This is a genomic window from Bacillus sp. MZGC1 (assembly GCF_002998605.1).
GTDB lineage: Bacteria > Bacillota > Bacilli > Bacillales > Bacillaceae > Bacillus.
The window spans coordinates 163,467-185,231 of sequence record NZ_PVRE01000001.1 but is presented as its reverse complement, the minus strand read 5'-3'; the positions used below and the strand labels follow the sequence as shown (position 1 = coordinate 185,231).

The window sequence follows — 21,765 nt, the reverse complement described above, 5'->3', positions numbered from 1 at the left end:
TGATTTAGGTTTTGCCTGCTTGACCAGTAACAATCCTAAAAGATTGTGGGTTATTTCGTTTATAGTTATAAATTATCATGTTAATTTTATGATGTCAACGCTTTCTTTTTGAATTTATTTTCTTTTTACCACTCTGTCGATATGCAAAGTTAAATATAGCATCTCATCTTCTATGAGACTTCGGTTGTATTCTTTTTGAACATAATCATTAATTTTCTCAGCACATTGAAAAGCCGCGGTGTTTTTCTCTTTTACTACTTCATACAGGAATTCATTTTGATTTTCCATTTGTGTTTCGTTAAACAGACGCTGTCCAAAAAACTTCAAATGCGTGACAAAACGGAAATAATTTAATGATTCCTCGTCTAAATCAATTTGAAAGTGATACTTGACGATATTTAAAATATCTTGAATGAGTTTGGTAATTTGAATCACGTTCGGCATTTCTTCATTGAGCTCTGCATTGACAATATGCATCGCAATAAAACCGGCTTCATCCTCAGGAAGATGAATGTTAAGCTTGTCCTGAATAATCCGGATCGCTTCTACACCACACATGAACTCTTCTTTGTACAACCGTTTGATTTCCCAGAGCAAAGCATTTTTGATGTCCATTCCTTTTTGATGACGTTCAATAGCAAAGGTAATATGATCCGTCAGTGTCACATAGATGCTGTCATTCAAATTTTTATTAAGGGTTGTTCTCGCATGATCAATAATCGCCTCACACACTTGCATATACTCGATCGGAATATCATAAAGCAGGGTTTTGAATTTTTCTGATATATCTTTATTTTGAATGGAAAATACTTTTTCAATACGTTCTTCGTCAATCGGATCTCCACTTTTCTTTTGAAAAGCGATCCCTCTGCCCATAATGACCAGCTCATGCTGCTCGTCATCATACGCACTGACCACATTATTATTGATTACTTTCGAAATGATCAATTGATACCCCCCAGTACATTCCGCTTTTTCGAGCATCTCATTGTAGATTGATATGTCATTTTATTATTATCTTCAAAAAAGAGGACTTTAAGATGATTTTACATTTTTTTTTGATACGGTCAACTAGAAAGAATGACATATTACCTCTCAAAAATGACGAAATAGGGGCAAAAAAGTCTAAAAACATACATAAAAACACTCTAAAAAGAGTGCTTAAAGAGTGTTTTTTACAAAATTAGGAGCAATCCCAATTATAGACGACATTCTCGAAATTTTTTCGTTTGAGGTCTTCTGGTTTGATAAAAAAGTTGGCGATTCCGCAATCTCCCCACAACAGATCTACTTCATCATCTGAGTCGATTTGTAATAACAGAACGGTATGTTCCTGGTCTTCATAGGTACGCGGGTCCTCTTGTGTAAAGCCTGGATATCCGCCCAATTTGTGACCAAAGCCACTCGCTGCATCATGAAATTCATCTAGCAGGGCATCAGCTTCATCTCCATCAATGCCTTTTACATCTTCGAATAGGTCCCAGCTTCGCTTACCTGTGACTTTTTCAAAGCGAAAATCTCCTACACTGACCGTTTCGCTTGCCAGTTCACCTGTAATTGCGCCTTCCTTCGTCACAGGAAAATAAAAGTCGTCTGGAATTTTCACAAAAGAAAAATCAGTCAACAGCTCTTCTTCTGCCAAGAAAGGTTCCTCAATAAATCTGATCCGAAAATCTTTTTGCTCTGTTTTATGGTCAATATTCATCCCATAAAGATCATCATGCACAGAAATAAAGACTTGCAAAAGTCCTGTTTCTGGATAATCCTTCAGCTTCGGCAGCTGTCCAAAATTTATTTGTGCCAAAAGCTTCATAGGGTGTCCTTCACCATCAACTGGATATTCGTCGTTTTTTGGGAAGTAAGGATCGCCTGCAATTTTGCTGTCGTATGGTCCTGTTTTTCCTTGTTTCATCTGTAATTGAATCATTGGTTGTTCAGTTTGATCTAACATTGTACGGTAAGGTGCTATTATTTCTTGCAGCTTCGCTGATTGTGTCACGATGGTCTTCCTCCTTATGAATAGGTCTACTGACCAGACTAGTATCTCTTTTTCTATCATACAGAAGTGTACCCTGCCTGTCAGCGATAAATCGGTCATTATCCGAACAACTTGCCCACCTTAAAACGTAAAAAAACCTCCGATTCATCTGGAGGTTTTGGTCGGTATTTTTTATTTCACTTGATAGTTCACTAAGTCTTCTGCCAGTGATTTCATCGTTTCATTTGTTTCATGAAGACCTTCAATAATTTTTGTGAACGTGCCTACAAGCTCTGCTTGATGCTCAGAGGAAGCGACAATTTGTGCTATTTCTTCTTCCATTCCTTTAATCGATCCCTGCACATCTTTTAGCGCTGTTTCAATATCCGTCGTCGCTTGTTTGGCGTGAGTTGACAGCTTTCTTACTTCCGTTGCGACCACTCCGAAGCCTGCTCCTGCTTCACCTACTCTTGCAGCTTCAATTGATGCGTTGAGTCCAAGTAAGTTCGTTTGATCAGAGATACCTTTTATAAGATTGGACACTTGATTGATTTTAGAGGAATTTTCTACAGTGGTTTTCGTGTTTTGTAGAATTTGTTCACTTGTCGCTTGTAGTTCCTCTGAATGTGCGGCAACTTGCTGTACCATTGCGACTAGTTTTTCGGAAGCTTGGTTGCTCTCCGTCATGATGTGATCTAATCGTTGTTGATTGGTCTGGTCATAGGCCACGCAGAAAGCAGCGACTACTTGACCCGTCTCATCTTTAATTGGAACGGCTACAATATCCATTGGAATCCCGTATACCTCTTTCGGAATTTGGATAAACGATGGCTCTCTCCCATTTTTCAACATAGAAAAGTTTTCGAACCCTGGAGCTACTATGTCCCCAGCTTTAAACCCTAAGTCAATGTTCCCATGTTGCTGATAATAAAGAACCTTCTCTTTCCCTAAAACAGAAAAGGTTAGTTGCTCTCTCATAGCTAGTCCAATGATTGGTAAAGCGTCTATTATGTTATCAATTCTCTGTGACATTCGCTCACGTTCATCCTCTCTTTTTCTCAGTACATCCTCTTTATCGGTTCGTTATAAGGTCTATTACAGCCTGTAATGTGCACTAATATCAATCAAATGACCTAAGACATATAAAAAGCCCACATTCTATCAAGAGAATGTGGGTATTTTTAAAAAAAGGACATGCACATCAAGACACTGATACCGATGAGCAAAAGATACATATAGTCGATCCACGAAGTGCTGATGACATGATAATACGTCCGCTCCCTCGCCCCCGTGAAACCTCGTGCTTCCATCGCAATCGCTAAGCGCTCTGATTTTCGTACGCCCTGCGTAAAAAGAGGAAGTGCATAACGCATAAAGGCTTTCCAGCTGTTTTTTTGCTTATAGCCTCTGATTTTATGTGCTGCCTTCATTTGCTTTAATTCACTTTGAAATAACGGGATAAACCGGAAGCCGGCAAGCATCCCATATGCCCATTTTGGGGACATTCGGCATTGATGTATTAAGCTCATCATAAAGGCCGTCAAATCTGTTGTGGACGTAAAAAGGAGACCGAATGTCACAAAGCCAAGCATTCTGAAAGAAATGGTAAGGCCATTTTTCAAACTCTCCTCTGTGATATGAAACCATGCCCACTTCCAAACAGTATGATCCCCCTTGCCAAAGGCCGCCATCATCCAAAATACGAGAATAAAAAAGAGCAGATAAGGGACAAGTCTTGTGAAAAGATACTTCATATTCCATCCGCCTAAGACAAGTCCAATACCAAGTGCAAACAGCCAGATGATGAAGGTTGTTTTAGGGTCAGATATCGCCATGAGACAACACATCGCGAGCAGATGAGCGAGTAATTTGATGACTGGATTCACAGTGGAAAGAAAGGAGTGATTACTTTGCAATCGTCAGCACGTCCTTTCTTTCAGCCACATAGCGATAATGCAAAGGGGCTCTCAGCTGATAAGCATCGACAAGTTCCTGATTTGAAAATAAATCATAAGGCGTGCCATCATACACATGCTTTCCTTGGTGAAAAAGAAGCACTTGATCGGCACACTTATCGACGAGGTCCATATCATGTGTGACCATCAAAATGGTGGTGCCTTGGCATTGACGCTCTTTCAAACGCCTCATTAATTCCTTCGCCGTTCTTTCATCCTGCCCGAAAGTCGGTTCGTCTAACAATAGTACATCCTGATCAAAAAGGAGCATTGTGGCCACACTCAATCTTCTTTTTTGACCTAAGCTTAAGGTGAAAGGATGCGCTTTTGCATGCTTCTCTAAACCGAACTCTTCCAATAGCTGAACTGTTTTTTCTTGCACAACGGATTCTGGCCAATTTCGCTGTCTTCCACCAAATGCGATTTCATCGAACACTGTATCTTGTATGAATTGAAGCTCCGGATTTTGAAACACAAAGCCTGCTTTTTCATATAGTCGTCGGTCAGACCACTTTTTGAGGGGTGTCTCTTTTAAGAAAATGCTGCCTTTTTTCGTTGGCTCTAAACGGACTAAATGTTTGAGACATGTGCTTTTCCCGCTTCCATTTTCCCCAATTATCGCCACCCAATCCCCTGCTTTGATATCCAGCTGAAGGTCACTCATAATCCTTTTTTTCCCGTAGCTTAATTGAAGATCTTCTGTGCGAATGATGGTCTCTCGCTCAGTCGACGGCACTTTTTTACGCTGCTCTTTTCTTGTTTCAAAGGTTTGCATAAGCGTTTGACTCATTGGATGAAATGGGTCTTGAATAATTGCGGACCATTTCTCGGGAAATAATTTAGGCCGCCAAATCCCTGCCTCTTTCATTTCTTCTTCATATGTCGCGAGCACATCTTTTGGAGGCCCCTCTGCTAAAATGCTGCCTTGATCGTCTAATAAAATCACCCGGTCCATCCATTCGATGACACCATCTAGCACATGCTCTACAAAAATCATGGTTTGTCGCTGCTCACCTGCAAGCTGCTGTAGCAGCTGGAAAACCTCCATTCTGCCTGCTGGGTCAAGCTGTGCGGTCGGTTCATCAAAGAACAGCACATCTGGCTCTAACGCTAGTAAACAAGCAAGTGCCAATCGCTGCTTCATGCCGCCAGATAATGTATGAATGTCTGTATTCGGATCGACATCGAGTTGGACTTTTTGCATGAGCTGCTGAATGATGTCATCCATCTCTTCACGAGGGACGGAACGGTTCTCTAAGCTAAAGGCAATTTCTTCATTGACGCGGTGCATACAAAACTGGGAATCAGGATCTTGAAACATGACGCCTGTATGTCTTTGCAATATCACTTCGCCCTGCATGTCAGCTTCCATATGTTCTGGAATAATCCCAGCCAGAACTGAAATGAGTGTGGATTTACCGCTTCCGCTTGGTCCTAAAATAAGCACCTTTTCTCCTTTTTGAATGGAAAGAGAGATTTGATGCAAAACAGGCTGAGGCTGTTCATAAAAACGGACAGTGAGATTATTGCACGCGAGAAATGAATCCATGCTGTTCACCTTTGTTTCGTTTTTCTTTCATGATGGCATATTGATTCAGTACACCGGTTTTGGATAATGCGTCCACCACAACTTTCGCTAAGCATCCGCCCAGTATCATCCCGCTGATGATTTGAGTCATCAGTGTGATAAGTAAAACTTGAGGCGTGTAATAACCAAAGCCATTTGCAACGAGGCTATATGCCATTGCTCCAACAGCTGCAAAGGCACCTGACAGCATTAGTGTCCACATGCGATAACGTTTATAACCAAAAAGAGCAAAGGCGATTTCTGCCCCAAGCCCTTGGCATACACCAATCAGCAGGGCTGAAAGACCAAAGTGGCTGCCTGTCAGTAATTCCACAGCGGCAGCGGCTGTTTCTGCAATCAGGGCAGCTCCCGGCTTTTGGATGATATACGCGACGATTGGACTGGCAATCACCCAAATGCCAAACATGATGTTGCCTCCTGCTGGGCCAACTAATGCTGTAATTGGTAAGTAAAGTGTGGACCATCCTAAATAGATGACACCGCACGCAACGGATAAAATGACAGCAAGGACGACTTCTTTCATCTTCCATGTCATGATGAATGCACCTGCAATGGAACTGGCCACTCTTCCACCGTAAACGCCATTTCCCAAAACTTGTACTCAAGCTGACAGCTTAAGATAAAGTGCTGTTTCATTTTTTCCTTTTCCTTCTCACTTGCTCCTTCCGCCAGCTGATCGAGCCGCTTGCAAAGCTCCACTGTAATAGAGTCGGTTAACCCTCCATAAAACGTGATCCACTCATAAAACGGATGTGACGGGTCAGGCTGCACGTCTGAGAGCATTCGTTTTCCAATTTCCCAATATGTCCAAGGACATGGAAGCAGGACAGCAATGATTTCCCCAAGCGTGCCTTCCTGGGCGACTTGCAGCATGTGATGAATATAGTGATGAGCACTCGGAGCCAATGAAGCACCTTGTAGCTCATCATACGATACACCTGCCACTCGGCAAAGATTTTGATGAGGGTGCGTCTCACTATCTAGTACAAACGCAATTTGTTGATGGAAAAAGGCAATATCTTCTTTGTCTGTACATCTGCTTAGAGCCGCTGCATAAATTTTAATAAATGCATGTAAGTATTCTGCATCTTGTTTGACGTAATGAATGATCTGTTCCTTTTCCAGCTTTCCTGCTGCCAGCCCTCTGACAAACGGATGCTGATAAATGGCTTCAAATAATGGTTCTGTTTCTTTTCTTAATTGCGCTGAAAATGTCATAAAAAAGCCTCCTCTTCTTCAGTTGAATAAATGAAAAAGCCACCCCAAATGGAGCGGCCTTCTTATCGATTCAATCATGAATAAGACAAGGTCCAGCTCCACTTCCCTCCGCTAGTACGAACTAGATCAGGTTCAAAGGGTCCAAGATTTCCTCTTGTCTCAGTCATACATGACTCCCCTAGTGGACTTATATCATTTAATTATCTTTACTCTACACATGTGGTGATTTGATGTCAACCGCCTTTCTTAATTCAATGTTTTGATCGTTGGCAGCTTCTCGATCCCTGCGGCATAGTAAAAATTAAGGACACTGAAGAAATCAATTGGCTTTCCTGTTTTCAAATCAACAGCTAAAATATGATCACCGTAATTTGTCATATCATCAATATCTAAATACCTTGGCGTTTTCTTGCCAAGTGTATCTACAAAGGTATCGTGGTAATATTGACCGCTTGCATATGAAGATTGATGGTACATAAACAATGTCTCAACATCTAAGTAGACGAGAATGGCCTCTGAGGAGCTTGCATAAGGCGCTGAGTACGACACTGGAGCGGAAATGCTTTTCACTTTTACACTTGAAATTGAGTGGGTTCTTTGTTCGTATTTACCATCATAAGAGAAATAAAATACACGCTCCCATTCATAATCTGCTGTCTTCGATTGCTTGTTGTATACTTTTGCGCCATTTGCAAATACATCCCCATTTGCATACTCAGCTACAAAGTATTGTAAGGTTGACGATAGGGACGCAGCCCCTGTGAAATTGGGCGGGTTTTTTGCATTCACTTGTAACGTGTAAGAGTCTCCGAAATCTCCACCGCTTGTGATACCGAATGCGTAGTCACCTGCTGGTAAGTTGGTCAAACCAAGGAGACTGCCTGCGGGCTGAATCAGGTCTGTTGGGTACGCTTGTCCTGTTTCATAATCAACAACAAATAATTGAACGAAATAATCGGGATTTGAAGAGGTAATCCGGCTGATGAGTGCCTGAGGTGAAGATGTGCTTAAAAACCATAAATCAACTGGGTCGTCCTCTGATAAGACAACAGATTGGTTGATTGCTAGTCCATCAATGGAGCGAATGGCAGATGTACGCATCTTGCCATCTTTAGCGGCTTTTCGTTTGATACTGATTCCATTTTTCTTATCTACTTTAAAAGATTTTTTCAGTTGCTTCTGTTGGATAGCGGTTCCTTCATCCTGCTTCAAAAACGACTCTTGCACTTGCTGAATGGCTTTTTCCGTCAGTGGTGACAATTTCCCATCTGATTTCGGTGCTTCTTCTGCTTTTAATGCTGGTGAAAATAAACCTGTTGTGACAAGTAAAATAGACAATAAAGCTGCAGTGATTTTCACATAAAATGCTCTCACAGGAACATCCCCTTTTTCCTTAATTGGGTTTTTTACCCTGTTAATATTTTACCATTATTCTATTCATTGTTTTGGTCTTTTTTAGGACATCTTTATGACAAAAAAACCAGCCGCATATATTACGACTGGTTGATCATTTTATGAAATGGTTTTAACAAACAGGCGTGCTGTTTCTGCGCTGGAACCTGGGTTTTGTCCAGTAATGATTTGCCCGTCAACTACAGCGAATGGTGCAAAGGCATCTCCTTTTTCAAACGCTGCCCCTTGCTCACGAAGTTTTGTTTCCAATAAAAATGGAACCTTTGATGTCAGCTGAACAGCTTCCTCTTCTTCGTTTGTGAAGCCTGTGATTTTTTTGCCTTCGATAAAAGATTTGCCATTTTGATCCTTCACATCAACGAATGCTGAAACGCCGTGACAAACAGCTCCGACTGCACCATTTTTGTCTGAAATGGCTAAGATTGCATCGGCTACCAGTTGATTAGATGCAAAGTCGATCATTGGGCCGTGTCCTCCCGCAAAGAAGATGCCATCATAATCGGCTGGGTTCACATCTGTAAGCGCCTTTGTGTCTTGAAGTAATTCATATACATCTTCATATTGCGCTGGAACACCTTCTGGAATGGAATTTTTATCAATAGGCACAGTGCCTCCTTGAATAGAGACAATTTGGACATCTAGTTCATTTTCTTTAAAAATATGAAATGGCTCTGCCAATTCTTCTAGCCATAAGCCTGTTGGATGTCCGTTCATTTCCGAACTGCTTGTCGATACTAATAACACTTTCTTACTCATCTTGATCATCCTTTCGATATATCATATGGTTATTTTATATTTTGCACAATTAAATATCAAGCAATTAAACTTCAATGCAGCTCTTTATGGTATACCCGATTGTCTAAAAAATATGGCATGACATCAAATCTAATCAATATGTCACATTCTATTGGTAGGGAATTTCATGTAAAATTGTCATTGAGTGATATCATATGAGGTAAGATGGATAGACCTCTCGGATGTGAGGGGACTTTAAAAGGAGTGGAAAAGAGATGAAAACCTATTCGATTGTGATGATCATCATCACGCTCTGTATCATATTGGCCGTCTTTTTGATGAACCTAACAGGGGTCATGTATGGAAAAATTATTTTGGCTGTTGCCGTTGCTCTTTGTCTGACATCCATTATTCGTCTGATGGGTCTTCGAAAAAGATAAAAGCCGCCCTCACTAGGGCGGCTTTATTTATGGTTAAATTGCCAGGATAAGCGCAATTAATGCAAGCAGCGCTGGTACTCCTTGCTTGATGATGATTGATTTATTAGAGGTCACACCGCCAAATACCGCAGCGATGATCACACAAAGAATGAAAAATAGCTGAATCATATATCCAACAGTATTCGATCCGAGAATGAGCCCCCAAATGAGTCCTGCAGCTAAAAACCCGTTATAAAGCCCCTGATTGGCAAACATCACTTTTACATTTGGATCCTTTTGCAAGTGTTCTGGCAGCTTAAAGGATCTCTTTGCCATCTTTGATTCCATAAAAAACATTTCTAATAACATAATGACAATGTGTTCTAATGCGACAATTCCTACTAATATCATTGCTAAAATATTCAATTTAGTTATTCCTTTCTGATAGACGATCACGAATCTCTATTTTATCCGTGTATAAATCAAAGTCTTGTATTAATTCAAGCGCTTCAGTAAACCGGCTTTGTGGAATGTCTTTCATTTTTCTCACACCGAATTCCTTTTTAATAAAAGCCATGATGGTATTGATATGAAGCTTACCGTGACCATCATACTCCAAATGGCTGCAAAAAGTCTGCATCGTCCCTCTAATCACCTTTAATTGCTTAGCAGTGACACAACTCATTGGTAACGCTCATCCTTTCCTTTGTTTTAACAGCTAAAAAAGAACCATGAATGAAAGAAAAACCTTCCAGTCTCTATTATATAATGGTTTCATTCGGATATCAAAATAAAAAAGAACAGACATTCGACCAAAAAGCCGTCCTTTTCATCAAAAACAGTTTATTACCATATCAAAAAGCCGGATTCAATGGTAAAATCCGGCTTTCTGTTTAGTTACTTTTAGAAATTAATACCTTTCCAACAGAACGATCCTTACTTTGTCCAACGACTTTAAAGGATAGACCATATGTTGGTACATCACGTCCTGCATCTGGGTTATTTGGATTCACATAATTCTTTTTATCACTAAATGTACGAGTCGGGCGAATATAGCGATCTGCCAACGTTAAGCCTGTTGTCGCTGTATAATCAATATTCAGCTTCGTACTTGGATTCAAAGAAAATGCTGCATCATGTACTTGGAAGCCTGTGGCAGCAATGGAGCCGTCACTCCATTGCAATACTTGCTGATCTGCATCTACTACCCCAAGGAAACCGTTCCCTGGGTGATTTCCTACCCAGTTATCACTATAGGATTGATCGACATACCACACGACCAAACCGTTATTATAGCTCATGAGGCTTGCCCCACGTTTGATATGCTTTAAGCCTTTATCAACGTCAGCATAAGAGCGCCACTCTAGCAAATAATATTGGGGTGCATATTGTTTTCCATTAGATTTTGAGAATCCGTTAAAGGTGAACTTAGACGTGCCCTCGGCATCATCTGACCACACTTTCGTCCCATCTGCTGTGATGTTTAAATCATCTACAAATAAGCCTGGCAGTGAATAGCCTGCATCGGTTGTATAGCGGAATTGCAGGTCGATTTTCTTCCCTGCATAAGCAGAAAGATCAAAGGCTGCATCTACCCATCCGTCCGATTTTCCGTCAATTCCATTGCCTTCGTTCGCACCTGCTTCATTTCGATCATTCGTGATGTTACCAGAAATGGTCTTCCACTGATCAGTTCCTTTTTCACGTACTTCTACATACGCATAATCATAATCTTCTTCGATATCGTACCATGCTTTAAATGTAAGCTCTGCTTTGCTCCCCTTCGACAAATCGATACCTGTTGTCGTCATGGTCGCATTCAAATTGTCACCTGTTCCGCTGAAGTACGAATATTGTCCTTGAGCAGGTTTTGTGACCACAATCTCTTTATCTGGTAAATCCACTCGAACCGCATCATGGTTCGTTCCTTTTGTTGCTGCTTCATCAATTAGCACTGTTTTGCTTTTCTTTAATGTTTTACCATCAATGGTTTGTCCAGTAAGCCAGTTACCGCCATGCAAGTTTTGAAGCATTTCTTTCGCATATGGACTAAAGCCTGTTGGTTCCGTTCCAGGGACTTTACCTGCCCAGCTTCCGCTTGACATGATCGACCAGTATGAAACAGGCTCGCCTCCGCCTGTGTACTGTGTATCGTACTCATCAGGAAGACCAAGATCATGTCCGAATTCATGTGTGAACACGCCTGCCGCGCCATCTTCAGGCTCGATAGTGTAATCTAACGCACCTAATTTTCCGCCTTGCCCGACTTCAGATTCAGTGTTTGGAATTTCAAATACATCACCAAGTGACCAGCGGTGCGACCAAATCGCATTAGAGCCAAGTTGTCCGCCGCCAGCTTCTTCACCTACGCCAGCATGAACGACCATCAGATGGTCAATGATGCCGTCTGGTTCGTTATAAACGCCGTCTCCATCTATATCATAGCGGTCCCATTGATCATATTCACCGAGATCAATGTTCGGGTCTTTTGCTGCTGCTTCGAGTGCTTCTTTCACCAATTCACGCGGTTTGCCATCACTGCCTGATTCGTCTGGTACGTTTCCACCGTAATAGGCTGCTTCATGCTTAGCTGTATACCATCCTGCAACTGTTCCACTGATTGTGTAACTACCGCCGGACTGCTTTTCATAATATTGCTTCATGGATACTTTGCGTTTACCATCTGGACCGATGTAGCCATTTTTTCCGAAAAGCATATCTTGATAGTGCTGTTGATTGTACTTGTCATAGTACATATCAGTCTCTTCTTTTTTAATACTATTATGCTTATAATCTTTAAAATCTACTAATAAAACCAATACCTTATCATTGCGAACATCGCCTTTATACTTTTCCCTTTTGACCGGTTTTACATGATTCCCTTCTTTTCCTTTATGCTTCTTTAACTTTTTCTTGTTGGCTAATTTGTTATGTACCTCTTGTTTGTATTCTTTCAGAAATTCAGGCTCTTCTGTTAAGGTGCTTGCACTTTGTTTCATGGCAGATTCTTCTTTTTTCTTTAGATATTTCTTTAATGCTTTTTGGGTTTCTGCCTCATTGGCATTCTTTTTGATCTTTCCTTGTTTTTTCAAGGCTTTGATGAGACGGTCTTCATTCACGACACTTGCGTCAAATGGAATACCTGAATAATGACCGCCATCTGAGGATGTTGATTTCTCTGTGGTGTGGGCAGATAGAGGGGTGCTGAAAGCTGCCAATGTGCCTAAACTGAGGACAGCCGTTAGTGCAATGCTCGTCCATTTCCCTTTTTTCATATTAGTTCCTCCCTAATTTGGTAATAAATAATATCTCATTCTAGCATATTCCAATATACTTAAGTCGAAAAACATTTTATTTTCAGAAACTTTGTGGAAAATGCACAATACGGGAATGAAATGGGTGGAACAAGGTGTCGAAAATAAAAGAACCCTAGACGATAACCGCCTAGGGTGTTTGTTGTTTTACTATGAAAGCTGCTGGCCTTGAAATGCAACAACATCAAGTGGAGCGGCTAAGAATTCTTTTGCCTTCGCTACGAAAGCTTGGAAATGTGCACTTGCATTATGGCTCTGAACCGCAGCGTCATCTTTCCACACTTCTACCATTAAAAAGGTATTTTCCTTTTCTGTATCATTGAACAGCTTGTAGGATACATTGCCTTCTTCCGCTTGTGAAGCTTTCATTAATGCGTTGATTTCTTCTAGAAATACGTTTTCTTTTTCTGGATGAATGGTCATCCCTGCATGAATAATAATCATATGATCGTCTCCTTTTGAAAAGATATTATTTCCACTCTGTAATGCGTTCAATCGGTAAGCGGTAAGATGCATAACCTTCGTCAGCAGCTTTCCCAATTGATAACAGCATCACTGGTACATAACGTTCTTTATCCCAGCCAAATGTTTCAGCGATGACTTCTTTATCAAATCCGCCGATTGGATTTGTATCATAGCCGTGTGCACGTGCTGCAAGCATAAGCTGCATAGACACAATTCCACCGTCAATTAAGATTGTTTCGCGATTGACTTGCTCTGGAAGAACCTCAAAGTGTGCAGTTAGTGCAGCAATTTGTCTTTCTTTCACTTCTTGCGGCATGTAGCCATGCTCTACTGCTTTTGAATAAATTTCATCTAAGTATTCATTGCTTTTCATATCTGCAAATACTGCAATGACAGCTGCTGATGTTGACACTTGAGTTTGGTTGAATTTTGCAAGTGGTGCAAGCTTTTCTTTTCCTTCTGGGCTGTCAATGACCATAAAGCGCCAAGGCTGTGCATTCACTGATGATGGTGCCGTTGTTGCTTCTTCTAAAATCTCTGCCATTTCTTCTTTGCTGATTTTCACAGCTGGGTCATAGTTACGAATGGAGCGGCGCCCTTTCATAATTTCCATAAAATCGTTTGTTTTTAATGTTGCAGCCATGTTGAAACACTCCTTTAGGTTGTTTGAATCTTTTCGATGTTTTGTTGTATTCGCATGAGCACATCAGTGAGAAGCTTTCGTTCTTCGTCACTTACGTTTTCAAGCATTTCTGAGATAAATCGTTCTTTTTCTTTTTTAGAAGCTTCGATTCTCGTTCTGCCTTCTTCTGTCAGACGAACAAGTGTGACTCGATTATCTTCTGGCTTTCTTCTGCGCGTAACCATTCCTTTTGTTTCTAACTGTTTTAAGTGACGCGTCACAGCCGCACTGTCAATATTCACTTTTTTCTGCAAATCTGACTGGCTGATTTCGTCGGCTTGGAATAACAGTGATAGCAACTCTAGTCTTGATTGGCTGATGCCCGTGCATGCTTCGAACTTCACACCCATCATACGGTTCACGCACTGCAAACGGTATAATACCTCTGCTTTTTCAGAGCAAAATGCAGTCAATGCCATCCCCTCTTTTCTATTCAGATCAATTAGTTGATATATCAATCATTGACTCATCAACTAATATACACCCATTATTTGATGATTGCAAGTGGTTTGTTTCATAAAGTGAAATTTTTTATCTCAATAGAAAAAGAAATGAACAAAAAAAGGACAAAAGCGACGAAGCACTTTTGTCCTTTTTCCTTTATTCTGTGATCACAGTGTGAATGAGAGTTGGTGCATCAGCATGATCTGCGATGCGGATGTTGTTATAAATTTTTTCCATGACATTCGCAACATCTTCACGATTTGCATGAAGTGTCACGAGTGAATCTCCTTTTTCAACACGATCGCCGACTTTTTTGTTCAGCATGATACCGACAGATAGGTCGATCTCGTCCTCTTTTGTTGCACGTCCTGCTCCAAGAATCATCGCTGCAACACCGATTTCGTCTGCGACGATTTCAGCAACCACACCTGATTCCTTTGCAGGAACTTCGATTTGGTAAGGGGCTTGCGGCAGTTTTTCCGGCTGATCCACAATCGAGCCGTCTCCACCTTGATTTTCTAAGAATTCCTTGAATTTCTCAAGTGCTTTGCCGTTTTTCATGACTTCAATTAGCTTTTCTCTTGCTTCATCAAGTGTCTCTGCTTTTTTCGCAAGAACAACCATTTGACTTCCTAATGTGAGCACAAGCTCGTTTAAGTCTTCAGGACCTTCGCCTCGGAGTGTATCAATCGCTTCTTTCACTTCAAGGGAATTTCCAATCGCTAATCCTAGCGGCTGAGACATATCAGAGATGACAGCCATCGTTTGTCTGCCTACGTTGTTTCCGATGCGAACCATTGCTTTTGCAAGTTTCTCAGAGTCTTCAGGGGTTTTCATGAAAGCACCTGCGCCTGTTTTCACATCTAGTACGATTGCATCTGCACCAGCAGCAATCTTCTTACTCATAATAGAGCTTGCAATGAGCGGGATCGAGTTAACGGTACCTGTCACATCACGAAGGGCATAAAGCTTTTTATCCGCTGGTGTCAGGTTGCCTGATTGCCCAATGACCGCTACTTTATGACGGTTCACGAGCTCGATGAATTCGTCTTTTGTAATTTCTACGTGGAAGCCTTTTACCGCTTCAAGCTTGTCCACTGTACCGCCTGTATGTCCAAGGCCGCGGCCAGACATTTTCGCAACAGGTACATCAAGTGCAGCCACAAGAGGAGCGAGTACAAGCGTTGTTGTATCACCTACACCGCCTGTTGAGTGCTTGTCTACTTTAATGCCCTCAATGGCAGACAGGTCAATCGTGTCTCCTGAGTTCGCCATAGCGAGCGTTAAGTCTGCACGTTCTTGATCCGTCATATCTTGGAAGAAAATTGCCATAGCCAAGGCACTTGCTTGGTAGTCAGGAATTGTTCCGTCCGTATATTCTTTGACAAAGAAAGAAATTTCCTCTGAAGATAATTCTTTTCCGTCACGTTTTTTCGCAATGATATCTACCATTCTCATTGTTTTCACCATTCCTTTTTTTAAATTAGTAAATCAAACCGACAACGCCTGCTGTTAAGAAGCTGACAAGTGTTGCACCGAATAACAGCTTTAATCCAAAGCGTGCGACAACGTTCCCTTGTTTTTCGTTTAAGCCTTTGACTGCTCCAGCAATGATACCGATAGATGAGAAGTTCGCAAATGACACAAGGAATACAGAAATGATTGCTTCTGTACGAGCTGTGAAATGCAAGCCATCTCCAGTTAGAGCCAGCATCGCCACAAATTCGTTGGATACCATTTTCGTTGCCATAATACTTCCTGCCTGTACCGCCTCACTCCAAGGAACACCGACAAGGAAAGCAAATGGGGCAAAGACATATCCAAGTACATCTTGGAAGGAAACACCGATGACAGCTGTAAAGATTCCATTAATCATCGCAATTAATGCAACGAATCCAATCAACATCGCAGCGACAACAATCGCTACTTTGAAACCATCCATAATATATTCGCCAAGCATTTCAAAGAAGGATTGCTTTTCTTCTTCAACGACTTCGAGCATGTCTTCGTCCTTAGCCACTTCATATGGATTGATAATAGACGCGATAATAAATCCACCAAATAGGTTCAGCACAAGTGCTGTGACCACGTACTCTGGTTTAATCATTTGCATGTACGCACCGACAATAGACATCGATACTGTCGACATCGCAGATGCACATAATGTATAAAGACGCTGCTGAGGTAACAATCCAAGCTGCTTTTTAATAGAAATAAACACTTCTGATTGTCCTAAAATCGCAGACGCTACTGCGTTGTAAGATTCTAGTTTCCCCATACCGTTTACTTTGCTAAGCAAATAACCGATTCCGCGTACGATAAGCGGAAGGATACGCCAATGCTGCAAGATACCGATCAATGCCGAAATAAAGACGATCGGCAGTAAGACGTTGATGAAGAAAGTTGACGCATTATCATTCATTAACCCGCCAAATACGAAGTTGATTCCTTCACCGGCATAGCCTAGAAGCATTTGGAATCCTTTTGCAAAGCCTCCGACTAGGAAGTTCCCAACACCTGTATTGAGCAGAATATAACCTAAAATAAATTGCAGTACAATCATGACAATTACTGGACGGAATTTTACTCGTTTTTTCCCGTTACTAGCCAGCCATGCAATGGCGAGAATCACCAGCAAACCGATGATACCAATCACGTATTTCATGTTTTTCCTCCTCGAATGAATTCGTTTACATTAATGCGCTTGTATGGAACAAACCATATTTCGCAAACAAAGAGCGGAAGAAATTCCCAGAAGTGAGATCCTTCCGCTTATGACTTTTTCATCATTTATGAGTCACGAATGTTATCCTACCATAGGATCGTATGAATTAATAGTCTTTCGAAGGAGCTGATTGGTCCCCTTTGATAATAGAAACGCCTGCACTCGCACCAATGCGGGTAGCGCCTGCAGCTGTCATCGCTTCAACGTCCTCTTTTGTTCTCACGCCGCCTGATGCTTTCACACCAATGTCAGGTCCAACTGTTTTACGCATTAATGCGATATCCTCAGCTGTTGCACCGCCTGTACTAAATCCAGTCGATGTTTTCACAAAATCAGCGCCAGCTTTTACTGAAAGCTCACAAGCTTTGACTTTTTCTTCATCTGTTAATAAACAAGTTTCAATGATGACTTTCACTAAGGCTTTGCCTTTTGCTGCGTCTACAACTGCACGAATATCTTGTTCAACTGCATCATATTCGCCGTCTTTCAATGCCGCGATATTGATGACCATGTCCACTTCAGTTGCACCGTTTTCAATTGCATCATTTGTTTCGAATGCTTTCACTGCTGTTGTGTTTGCACCTAACGGGAAACCGATGACTGTACATACATCAACGCCTGTTCCTGCTAGTTCCTTCGCTGCAAGAGATACCCAAGTTGGATTCACACAAACGGATGCAAATTGATGAGTTTTTGCTTCTTCAAGTAACTGCATAATGGCAGCTCTAGATGTATCTGGTTTTAGTGCTGTATGATCAATGAGCTTTGCTATCGTCATGCTTACACTTCCTTTTAATTATGATACTTTCATCATATATGACCGATGAACATTTGTAAACATAGTTATGAAATTTTGTTCATCTATTTTGTGACATTTAAAAGAGCCTTTGCTGTATGCTGATCAATAATCAATACGTTCGCATATTTTCCTCTTAGTGCCCCGTGGATAGAAGCAACCTTGCGATGTCCGCCAGCCACAAGAATGGAGCGTTCTTTTGTCCTTAAATCATCAAGCTCCACACCAATAGTGCGGTTGTTAATCGCTTCACTGCAAATGCGCCCTTCCTGATCATAAAAGCGCGAACAGATGTCTCCGACGCTGGATGCTTTGAGCAGCGCTTTTTCTTCTTCACGGAAATAACCAAGTCTAAACAAAAGTGCTTCATCTCTTACCGTTCCAACAGTAAACACAGCAATATTCGCCTGTTTCCCCATTTCAATGATGCGCTGAATATGTCTGTCCTGCTCAACCATCTCCTTGACGGCAGCACTATCAAATACAACAGGAAGCGGTAAATAGCGCGGTGCTGTTTGAAAGGCCTCAGCAAACAGCTGGATGGTTTCCGCAGAATATGTATTCACATGGGAGTGGCTGATCCCACCCTTCAGCTGGACAACCTCCACACCTTTGACCTGTTTAGGTTGCATCTTTTGGGCAATTTGATACATGGTGGTTCCCCAGCTCACACCAACGATATCACCGTCTTTCACTGTGTCTTGCAAGTACTCGGCACCAAATTGGCTCAAGTATTCGGTAATCGTTGGATAATCATCTTTGGGCGAAAACACCACATGAGCTTCGAGCAGGTCATATTTTTCCTTGAGCAATGAAGATAGCTCATTTAAGTCTTCAAATGGGTCCATTACCGTTATCTGGACGTACCCCTTCTCCTTCGCATATTGAAGCAGCCGAGACACAGTTGGTCTCGACAGGTCGAGTTGTTTGGCAATTTCCTGCTGGCTGTAATCCGATAAATAATAAAGCCTTGCCGCTTCAATACTCAGTTGTTGTTTCTCCCGATCCATTCGTACGCCTCCTTTTTTCTTCTATCATAACAAAATGTTCATCTTATCATGCACAAATGTTCATTTGAAGAAAATCGTATAGGCGGCTTGGAAGGTTTCATTCTTCTCTAAAGTTTGAATACCGAACTTTTCCTTGTACTGCCCATTCGCCCCTTCAACATCGGCAATACCGTACCAAGGCTCAATACATACAAATGGAGCCATTGTGCCTTTTTCTTTATTATAAGGTGACCAAATACCAACAAACGGAAAACCAGTGAGATCAACCTCAACCCCGTGACCTGCCTGAGAAATCAATGACACTCGATTGATATGGCTATAGATCATCGCATCATGCTGAAAAAGCTCTGGTCGAAGCTGAATCGGTTCAAGTTGAATGCCTTTTTCTTTCTCCCTGACAAGTGAATTTTTTAGTTCATATTGGACAGGAAGATACTCAGTGGAAGGGGTCAATGTCAGGTAGTAATCTGCTGTGCGCTCACCTTCAACAAGCGGGACATGAAATGCGGGGTGCCCTCCAATGGAGAAATACATCGTGTCATCTCCGTCATGATCAATTTCCCAGGAAATCGTCAGACCATTTTCCGACAGCTCGTATCGAATACGGGCTGTAAATTCATAAGGATACTGCTCGATGTGGCGGCCTTTTGATTCATATTGAAAGGTCACCGTATGTTTCGTTTCTTCATATAAATCAAAATCAACATCCCGCAAGAATCCATGCTGCGCAAGCTCATAGGTTTGATCACCTATCTTGTATTGGTCATTCTTTAATCGTCCGACAATTGGAAATAAGACTGGCGACACCCTGCCCCAATAAGCAGGATCGCCAGACCACATATAGTGACGTCCACTTTCCTTGTGAAGCACCTCTCTGACCTCAGCACCTCTCTCATTGACCTGAATCAATAACTGATCATTTTCAATCGTTCTCATTCCACACATCCCCTTTCCTTCTTCTTTTATTATGACAGGGATTTTGGTTTTGAGTATAAAAATAAGGCAGCCTTCCAGGCCATCAATTCTTTCTTTATATAAAAATTTTAAAAAAAGACAGAAATTCGCCAACAAAATGTGATGCTGATCCGTCTAATCTTATATAAAATAAAAGAATCGTTGTTCTTTTGGAATGACAACAAAAAAGAAGCGTTTTGACATAAATGGGGGATTCATTTTCATGAACAGCAAGGAAAATCGTTTACGTTATATATTAGGATTAGATGGGCTGAGGGCTGTTGCTGTATTGGCAGTCATTGCTTATCACTTACATATCGGACCTGCAAGCGGCGGGTTTCTTGGCGTTGATTTGTTTTTTGTGATTTCTGGATACTTGATTACGACGATCTTGTTACATAAGCAGGATCTGGGCTATCAAGAGCTTTTACCATTTTGGATGGGCCGGATCAGAAGGCTTCTTCCAGCTGCTTACGTGATGATTTTTTTAACCGTCAGCTGGTGTGCGATTGCGGGTTCGAATGCACTATTGTCCATTCGTGGCGATGCCTTATCGTCCTTTTTTTATGTCAGTAACTGGTGGTACATCTTCCATCAGCTGTCTTATTTTGATAGCTTCAACGCTGTATCTCCACTGAAAAATTTGTGGTCTTTGGCGATAGAAGAGCAATTTTATATCATTTGGCCGATTCTATTGATTGCAGGGCTAAAATGGGTGAAAAATAGATCCCATCTGCCAATGATCACCTTTGGCCTTGCACTTGTCTCCGCCTTATGGATGGCGATTCTTTATTCACCAGATACGGATCCAAGCAGAGTTTATTACGGAACAGATACTCGTGCATTTGCGCTCCTGATTGGGTGCAGCCTGGCATTTGTATGGCCCATGCAAAGACTGTCCAGCAAAAAGTTACTTCCTGTTGGCAGACGTATTTTACATATCGCTGGTTTTGGTTCGTTTGCGGTTTTTCTTTTGTGTGTTTATGCAGTGGACGAATTTGGCGGCTTTCTCTATCAAGGAGGCATGCTTTTATTCTGTCTAAATGCAGCGATTTTAATTGCGTGCATCTGCCACCCTGCAAGTCTTTTAGGGAAATGGCTCTCCTATCAGCCGCTCGTCTGGCTCGGAAAGCGTTCTTATGGTATTTACCTGTGGCATTATCCCATCATCGTGCTGACTACCCCTGTCATTGAAATTGGACAGCCTTCTATGGGGCGTGTCGCATTGCAGCTCATGGCCATTTTACTCATTGCAGAGGCCTCTTACCGCTTCATCGAACAGCCGATTCGCCGGCTTGGCTTCAGACAATATTTTGCCTCTTGGTCTATTTGGAAAAAGGGATTCAAACAATGGTCTACGTCTCATAAAGTGTTCCTTGGAATCGCAGCAGCTCTTTTGATCTTATTTACCATTGGCATGTCCAGTTCGTCCCATACGTCCCCACATGCCAAGGAAGTGACACAAATTAAGACGGCACCGAAAAAAGCAGGAGACTCTGCGGAACCAAAAGCTAAGAAAAAGAAAGAAAAACACGAGAAGAAAGCAGCAGATCAGAAACAGTTTCACCAAATTCTTGCTATTGGTGATTCCGTCATGCTGGACATTGCGCCGAATCTTGAAAAAGCATATGCACAAATCACCATCGATGCAAAGGTTGGCAGACAAATGAACGAAGCCGTCAGCATCGCTCCTCAATATGCTTCATTTAATCAATCTGATGCCGCTGTTATTATTGAGCTTGGCACGAATGGCTATTTTACTGAGGGCACATTGACAGCATTCATTCAACAATTTTCAAAGGCGCACATTTTCCTTGTGAACACGAGAGTCCCAAGGTCTTGGGAAAATGATGTGAATGCAGTCATTCAGCGAGTGGCCGATCAACATTCCAATGTGACCCTTGTCGATTGGCATTCAGCCGCCACCGGACAGCCATCTTATTTTCAGCCTGATGGTGTTCACCTTTCAACAAAAGGCTCTGACACATTGACACAGCTCATTACAGCGAGCATCAAGAAAAAAGGAGATGTGTCATCTTCATCATAAAAAGACTAGCATCCTGCTAGTC

Annotated in this window: 22 protein-coding genes and 1 riboswitch; of the genes, 2 read left to right on the top strand and 20 right to left on the bottom strand. The window is 41.7% G+C overall.

Annotated features, from left to right (window positions below; genetic code table 11):
* Positions 1-114 precede the first annotated feature (114 nt).
* The 9 genes from licT to C6Y06_RS00825 all read right to left on the bottom strand — a co-directional run bounded on the left by licT (position 115) and on the right by C6Y06_RS00825 (position 8,908).
* Positions 115-948, bottom strand: coding sequence for a BglG family transcription antiterminator LicT (gene licT, locus C6Y06_RS00865; RefSeq protein WP_034660482.1), 834 nt, complete (start codon positions 946-948; stop codon positions 115-117).
* A 235-nt stretch (positions 949-1,183) separates the two neighbouring features.
* Complete coding sequence (locus C6Y06_RS00860) at positions 1,184-1,999, bottom strand: YwqG family protein (protein WP_095285608.1); 816 nt, start codon at positions 1,997-1,999, stop codon at positions 1,184-1,186.
* Positions 2,000-2,170: 171 nt separating this feature from the next.
* Positions 2,171-2,626 carry a methyl-accepting chemotaxis protein gene (locus C6Y06_RS20535; RefSeq protein ID WP_258395123.1) on the bottom strand — a complete coding sequence of 152 codons (456 nt, stop codon included), beginning with the start codon at positions 2,624-2,626 and terminating at the stop codon, positions 2,171-2,173.
* 533 nt (positions 2,627-3,159) lie between these two features.
* Complete coding sequence (locus C6Y06_RS00850) at positions 3,160-3,894, bottom strand: energy-coupling factor transporter transmembrane component T family protein (RefSeq protein ID WP_034660485.1); 735 nt, start codon at positions 3,892-3,894, stop codon at positions 3,160-3,162.
* Entirely contained in the window at positions 3,884-5,482 is a 1,599-nt protein-coding gene (locus C6Y06_RS00845) for an ABC transporter ATP-binding protein (protein ID WP_106036380.1), read from the bottom strand. Before C6Y06_RS00845 ends, C6Y06_RS00850 begins: the two co-directional genes overlap by 11 nt.
* A complete protein-coding gene (locus C6Y06_RS00840) occupies positions 5,457-6,056 on the bottom strand; it encodes an ECF transporter S component (RefSeq protein ID WP_034660488.1) in 600 nt (199 codons plus the stop codon). Before C6Y06_RS00840 ends, C6Y06_RS00845 begins: the two co-directional genes overlap by 26 nt.
* Positions 6,053-6,739: a thiaminase II gene (gene tenA / locus C6Y06_RS00835; RefSeq protein ID WP_034660490.1), complete on the bottom strand. Its 687-nt coding sequence runs from the start codon at positions 6,737-6,739 to the stop codon at positions 6,053-6,055. The genes C6Y06_RS00840 and tenA overlap by 4 nt, the downstream gene beginning before the upstream one ends.
* Positions 6,740-6,825: 86 nt before the next feature.
* Positions 6,826-6,929: riboswitch (TPP riboswitch) on the bottom strand.
* A gap of 56 nt (positions 6,930-6,985) precedes the next feature.
* A complete protein-coding gene (locus C6Y06_RS00830; protein ID WP_106036379.1) occupies positions 6,986-8,113 on the bottom strand; it encodes a hypothetical protein in 1,128 nt (375 codons plus the stop codon).
* 138 nt (positions 8,114-8,251) lie between these two features.
* Positions 8,252-8,908 (bottom strand): type 1 glutamine amidotransferase domain-containing protein, encoded by a 657-nt coding sequence (locus C6Y06_RS00825; RefSeq protein ID WP_034660493.1) that lies wholly within the window; start codon positions 8,906-8,908, stop codon positions 8,252-8,254.
* Positions 8,909-9,162: 254 nt separating this feature from the next.
* Between C6Y06_RS00825 and C6Y06_RS19965 the strand changes: the two genes are divergently transcribed.
* Positions 9,163-9,327 (top strand): hypothetical protein, encoded by a 165-nt coding sequence (locus C6Y06_RS19965; protein ID WP_003214630.1) that lies wholly within the window; start codon positions 9,163-9,165, stop codon positions 9,325-9,327.
* 33 nt (positions 9,328-9,360) lie between these two features.
* Here the strand turns inward: C6Y06_RS19965 and C6Y06_RS00820 are convergent, their stop codons facing one another.
* The 11 genes from C6Y06_RS00820 to C6Y06_RS00770 all read right to left on the bottom strand — a co-directional run bounded on the left by C6Y06_RS00820 (position 9,361) and on the right by C6Y06_RS00770 (position 19,678).
* Positions 9,361-9,732 carry a DUF1304 domain-containing protein gene (locus C6Y06_RS00820; protein ID WP_034660494.1) on the bottom strand — a complete coding sequence of 124 codons (372 nt, stop codon included), beginning with the start codon at positions 9,730-9,732 and terminating at the stop codon, positions 9,361-9,363.
* Between the two features lies 1 nt (position 9,733).
* Complete coding sequence (locus C6Y06_RS00815) at positions 9,734-9,991, bottom strand: ORF6C domain-containing protein (RefSeq protein ID WP_034660495.1); 258 nt, start codon at positions 9,989-9,991, stop codon at positions 9,734-9,736.
* A gap of 208 nt (positions 9,992-10,199) precedes the next feature.
* Entirely contained in the window at positions 10,200-12,581 is a 2,382-nt protein-coding gene (locus C6Y06_RS00810) for an immune inhibitor A domain-containing protein (protein WP_034660496.1), read from the bottom strand.
* A 189-nt stretch (positions 12,582-12,770) separates the two neighbouring features.
* Positions 12,771-13,064 carry a putative quinol monooxygenase gene (locus C6Y06_RS00805; protein ID WP_106036378.1) on the bottom strand — a complete coding sequence of 98 codons (294 nt, stop codon included), beginning with the start codon at positions 13,062-13,064 and terminating at the stop codon, positions 12,771-12,773.
* Between the two features lie 25 nt (positions 13,065-13,089).
* The gene (locus C6Y06_RS00800; RefSeq protein WP_034660498.1) at positions 13,090-13,728 is read right to left on the bottom strand and encodes a nitroreductase family protein; all 639 of its coding nucleotides are present in this window, start codon (positions 13,726-13,728) and stop codon (positions 13,090-13,092) included.
* A gap of 14 nt (positions 13,729-13,742) precedes the next feature.
* On the bottom strand, positions 13,743-14,186 hold the full coding sequence (locus tag C6Y06_RS00795) for a MarR family transcriptional regulator (protein WP_106036377.1): 444 nt from the start codon (positions 14,184-14,186) through the stop codon (positions 13,743-13,745).
* Positions 14,187-14,367: 181 nt separating this feature from the next.
* Complete coding sequence (locus tag C6Y06_RS00790) at positions 14,368-15,669, bottom strand: pyrimidine-nucleoside phosphorylase (protein WP_106036376.1); 1,302 nt, start codon at positions 15,667-15,669, stop codon at positions 14,368-14,370.
* A 25-nt stretch (positions 15,670-15,694) separates the two neighbouring features.
* Complete coding sequence (locus tag C6Y06_RS00785; RefSeq protein WP_034660501.1) at positions 15,695-16,876, bottom strand: NupC/NupG family nucleoside CNT transporter; 1,182 nt, start codon at positions 16,874-16,876, stop codon at positions 15,695-15,697.
* Between the two features lie 166 nt (positions 16,877-17,042).
* Entirely contained in the window at positions 17,043-17,714 is a 672-nt protein-coding gene (gene deoC / locus C6Y06_RS00780) for a deoxyribose-phosphate aldolase (RefSeq protein ID WP_060597615.1), read from the bottom strand.
* 83 nt (positions 17,715-17,797) lie between these two features.
* Positions 17,798-18,742 carry a DNA-binding transcriptional repressor DeoR gene (gene deoR / locus C6Y06_RS00775; protein WP_034660503.1) on the bottom strand — a complete coding sequence of 315 codons (945 nt, stop codon included), beginning with the start codon at positions 18,740-18,742 and terminating at the stop codon, positions 17,798-17,800.
* Positions 18,743-18,802: 60 nt separating this feature from the next.
* A complete protein-coding gene (locus tag C6Y06_RS00770; RefSeq protein WP_060597616.1) occupies positions 18,803-19,678 on the bottom strand; it encodes an aldose 1-epimerase family protein in 876 nt (291 codons plus the stop codon).
* 241 nt (positions 19,679-19,919) lie between these two features.
* Here C6Y06_RS00770 and C6Y06_RS00765 point away from each other — a divergent pair, with 241 nt between their 5' ends.
* The gene (locus C6Y06_RS00765; RefSeq protein WP_106036375.1) at positions 19,920-21,743 is read left to right on the top strand and encodes an acyltransferase family protein; all 1,824 of its coding nucleotides are present in this window, start codon (positions 19,920-19,922) and stop codon (positions 21,741-21,743) included.
* The last annotated feature ends 22 nt before the right edge of the window (positions 21,744-21,765 follow it).

Bases quoted from the DNA above. Each gene is read 5' to 3' on its own strand.
- C6Y06_RS20535 (WP_258395123.1), bottom strand. From the start codon at position 2,626: ATGGTACAGCAAGTTGCCGCACATTCAGAGGAACTACAAGCGACAAGT.
- C6Y06_RS00845 (WP_106036380.1), bottom strand. From the start codon at position 5,482: ATGGATTCATTTCTCGCGTGCAATAATCTCACTGTCCGTTTTTATGAA.
- C6Y06_RS00840 (WP_034660488.1), bottom strand. From the start codon at position 6,056: ATGACATGGAAGATGAAAGAAGTCGTCCTTGCTGTCATTTTATCCGTT.
- tenA (WP_034660490.1), bottom strand. From the start codon at position 6,739: ATGACATTTTCAGCGCAATTAAGAAAAGAAACAGAACCATTATTTGAA.
- C6Y06_RS00825 (WP_034660493.1), bottom strand. From the start codon at position 8,908: ATGAGTAAGAAAGTGTTATTAGTATCGACAAGCAGTTCGGAAATGAAC.
- C6Y06_RS19965 (WP_003214630.1), top strand. From the start codon at position 9,163: ATGAAAACCTATTCGATTGTGATGATCATCATCACGCTCTGTATCATA.
- C6Y06_RS00815 (WP_034660495.1), bottom strand. From the start codon at position 9,991: ATGAGTTGTGTCACTGCTAAGCAATTAAAGGTGATTAGAGGGACGATG.
- C6Y06_RS00810 (WP_034660496.1), bottom strand. From the start codon at position 12,581: ATGAAAAAAGGGAAATGGACGAGCATTGCACTAACGGCTGTCCTCAGT.
- C6Y06_RS00805 (WP_106036378.1), bottom strand. From the start codon at position 13,064: ATGATTATTATTCATGCAGGGATGACCATTCATCCAGAAAAAGAAAAC.
- C6Y06_RS00800 (WP_034660498.1), bottom strand. From the start codon at position 13,728: ATGGCTGCAACATTAAAAACAAACGATTTTATGGAAATTATGAAAGGG.
- C6Y06_RS00795 (WP_106036377.1), bottom strand. From the start codon at position 14,186: ATGGCATTGACTGCATTTTGCTCTGAAAAAGCAGAGGTATTATACCGT.
- C6Y06_RS00790 (WP_106036376.1), bottom strand. From the start codon at position 15,669: ATGAGAATGGTAGATATCATTGCGAAAAAACGTGACGGAAAAGAATTA.
- C6Y06_RS00785 (WP_034660501.1), bottom strand. From the start codon at position 16,876: ATGAAATACGTGATTGGTATCATCGGTTTGCTGGTGATTCTCGCCATT.
- deoC (WP_060597615.1), bottom strand. From the start codon at position 17,714: ATGACGATAGCAAAGCTCATTGATCATACAGCACTAAAACCAGATACA.
- deoR (WP_034660503.1), bottom strand. From the start codon at position 18,742: ATGGATCGGGAGAAACAACAACTGAGTATTGAAGCGGCAAGGCTTTAT.
- C6Y06_RS00770 (WP_060597616.1), bottom strand. From the start codon at position 19,678: ATGAGAACGATTGAAAATGATCAGTTATTGATTCAGGTCAATGAGAGA.
- C6Y06_RS00765 (WP_106036375.1), top strand. From the start codon at position 19,920: ATGAACAGCAAGGAAAATCGTTTACGTTATATATTAGGATTAGATGGG.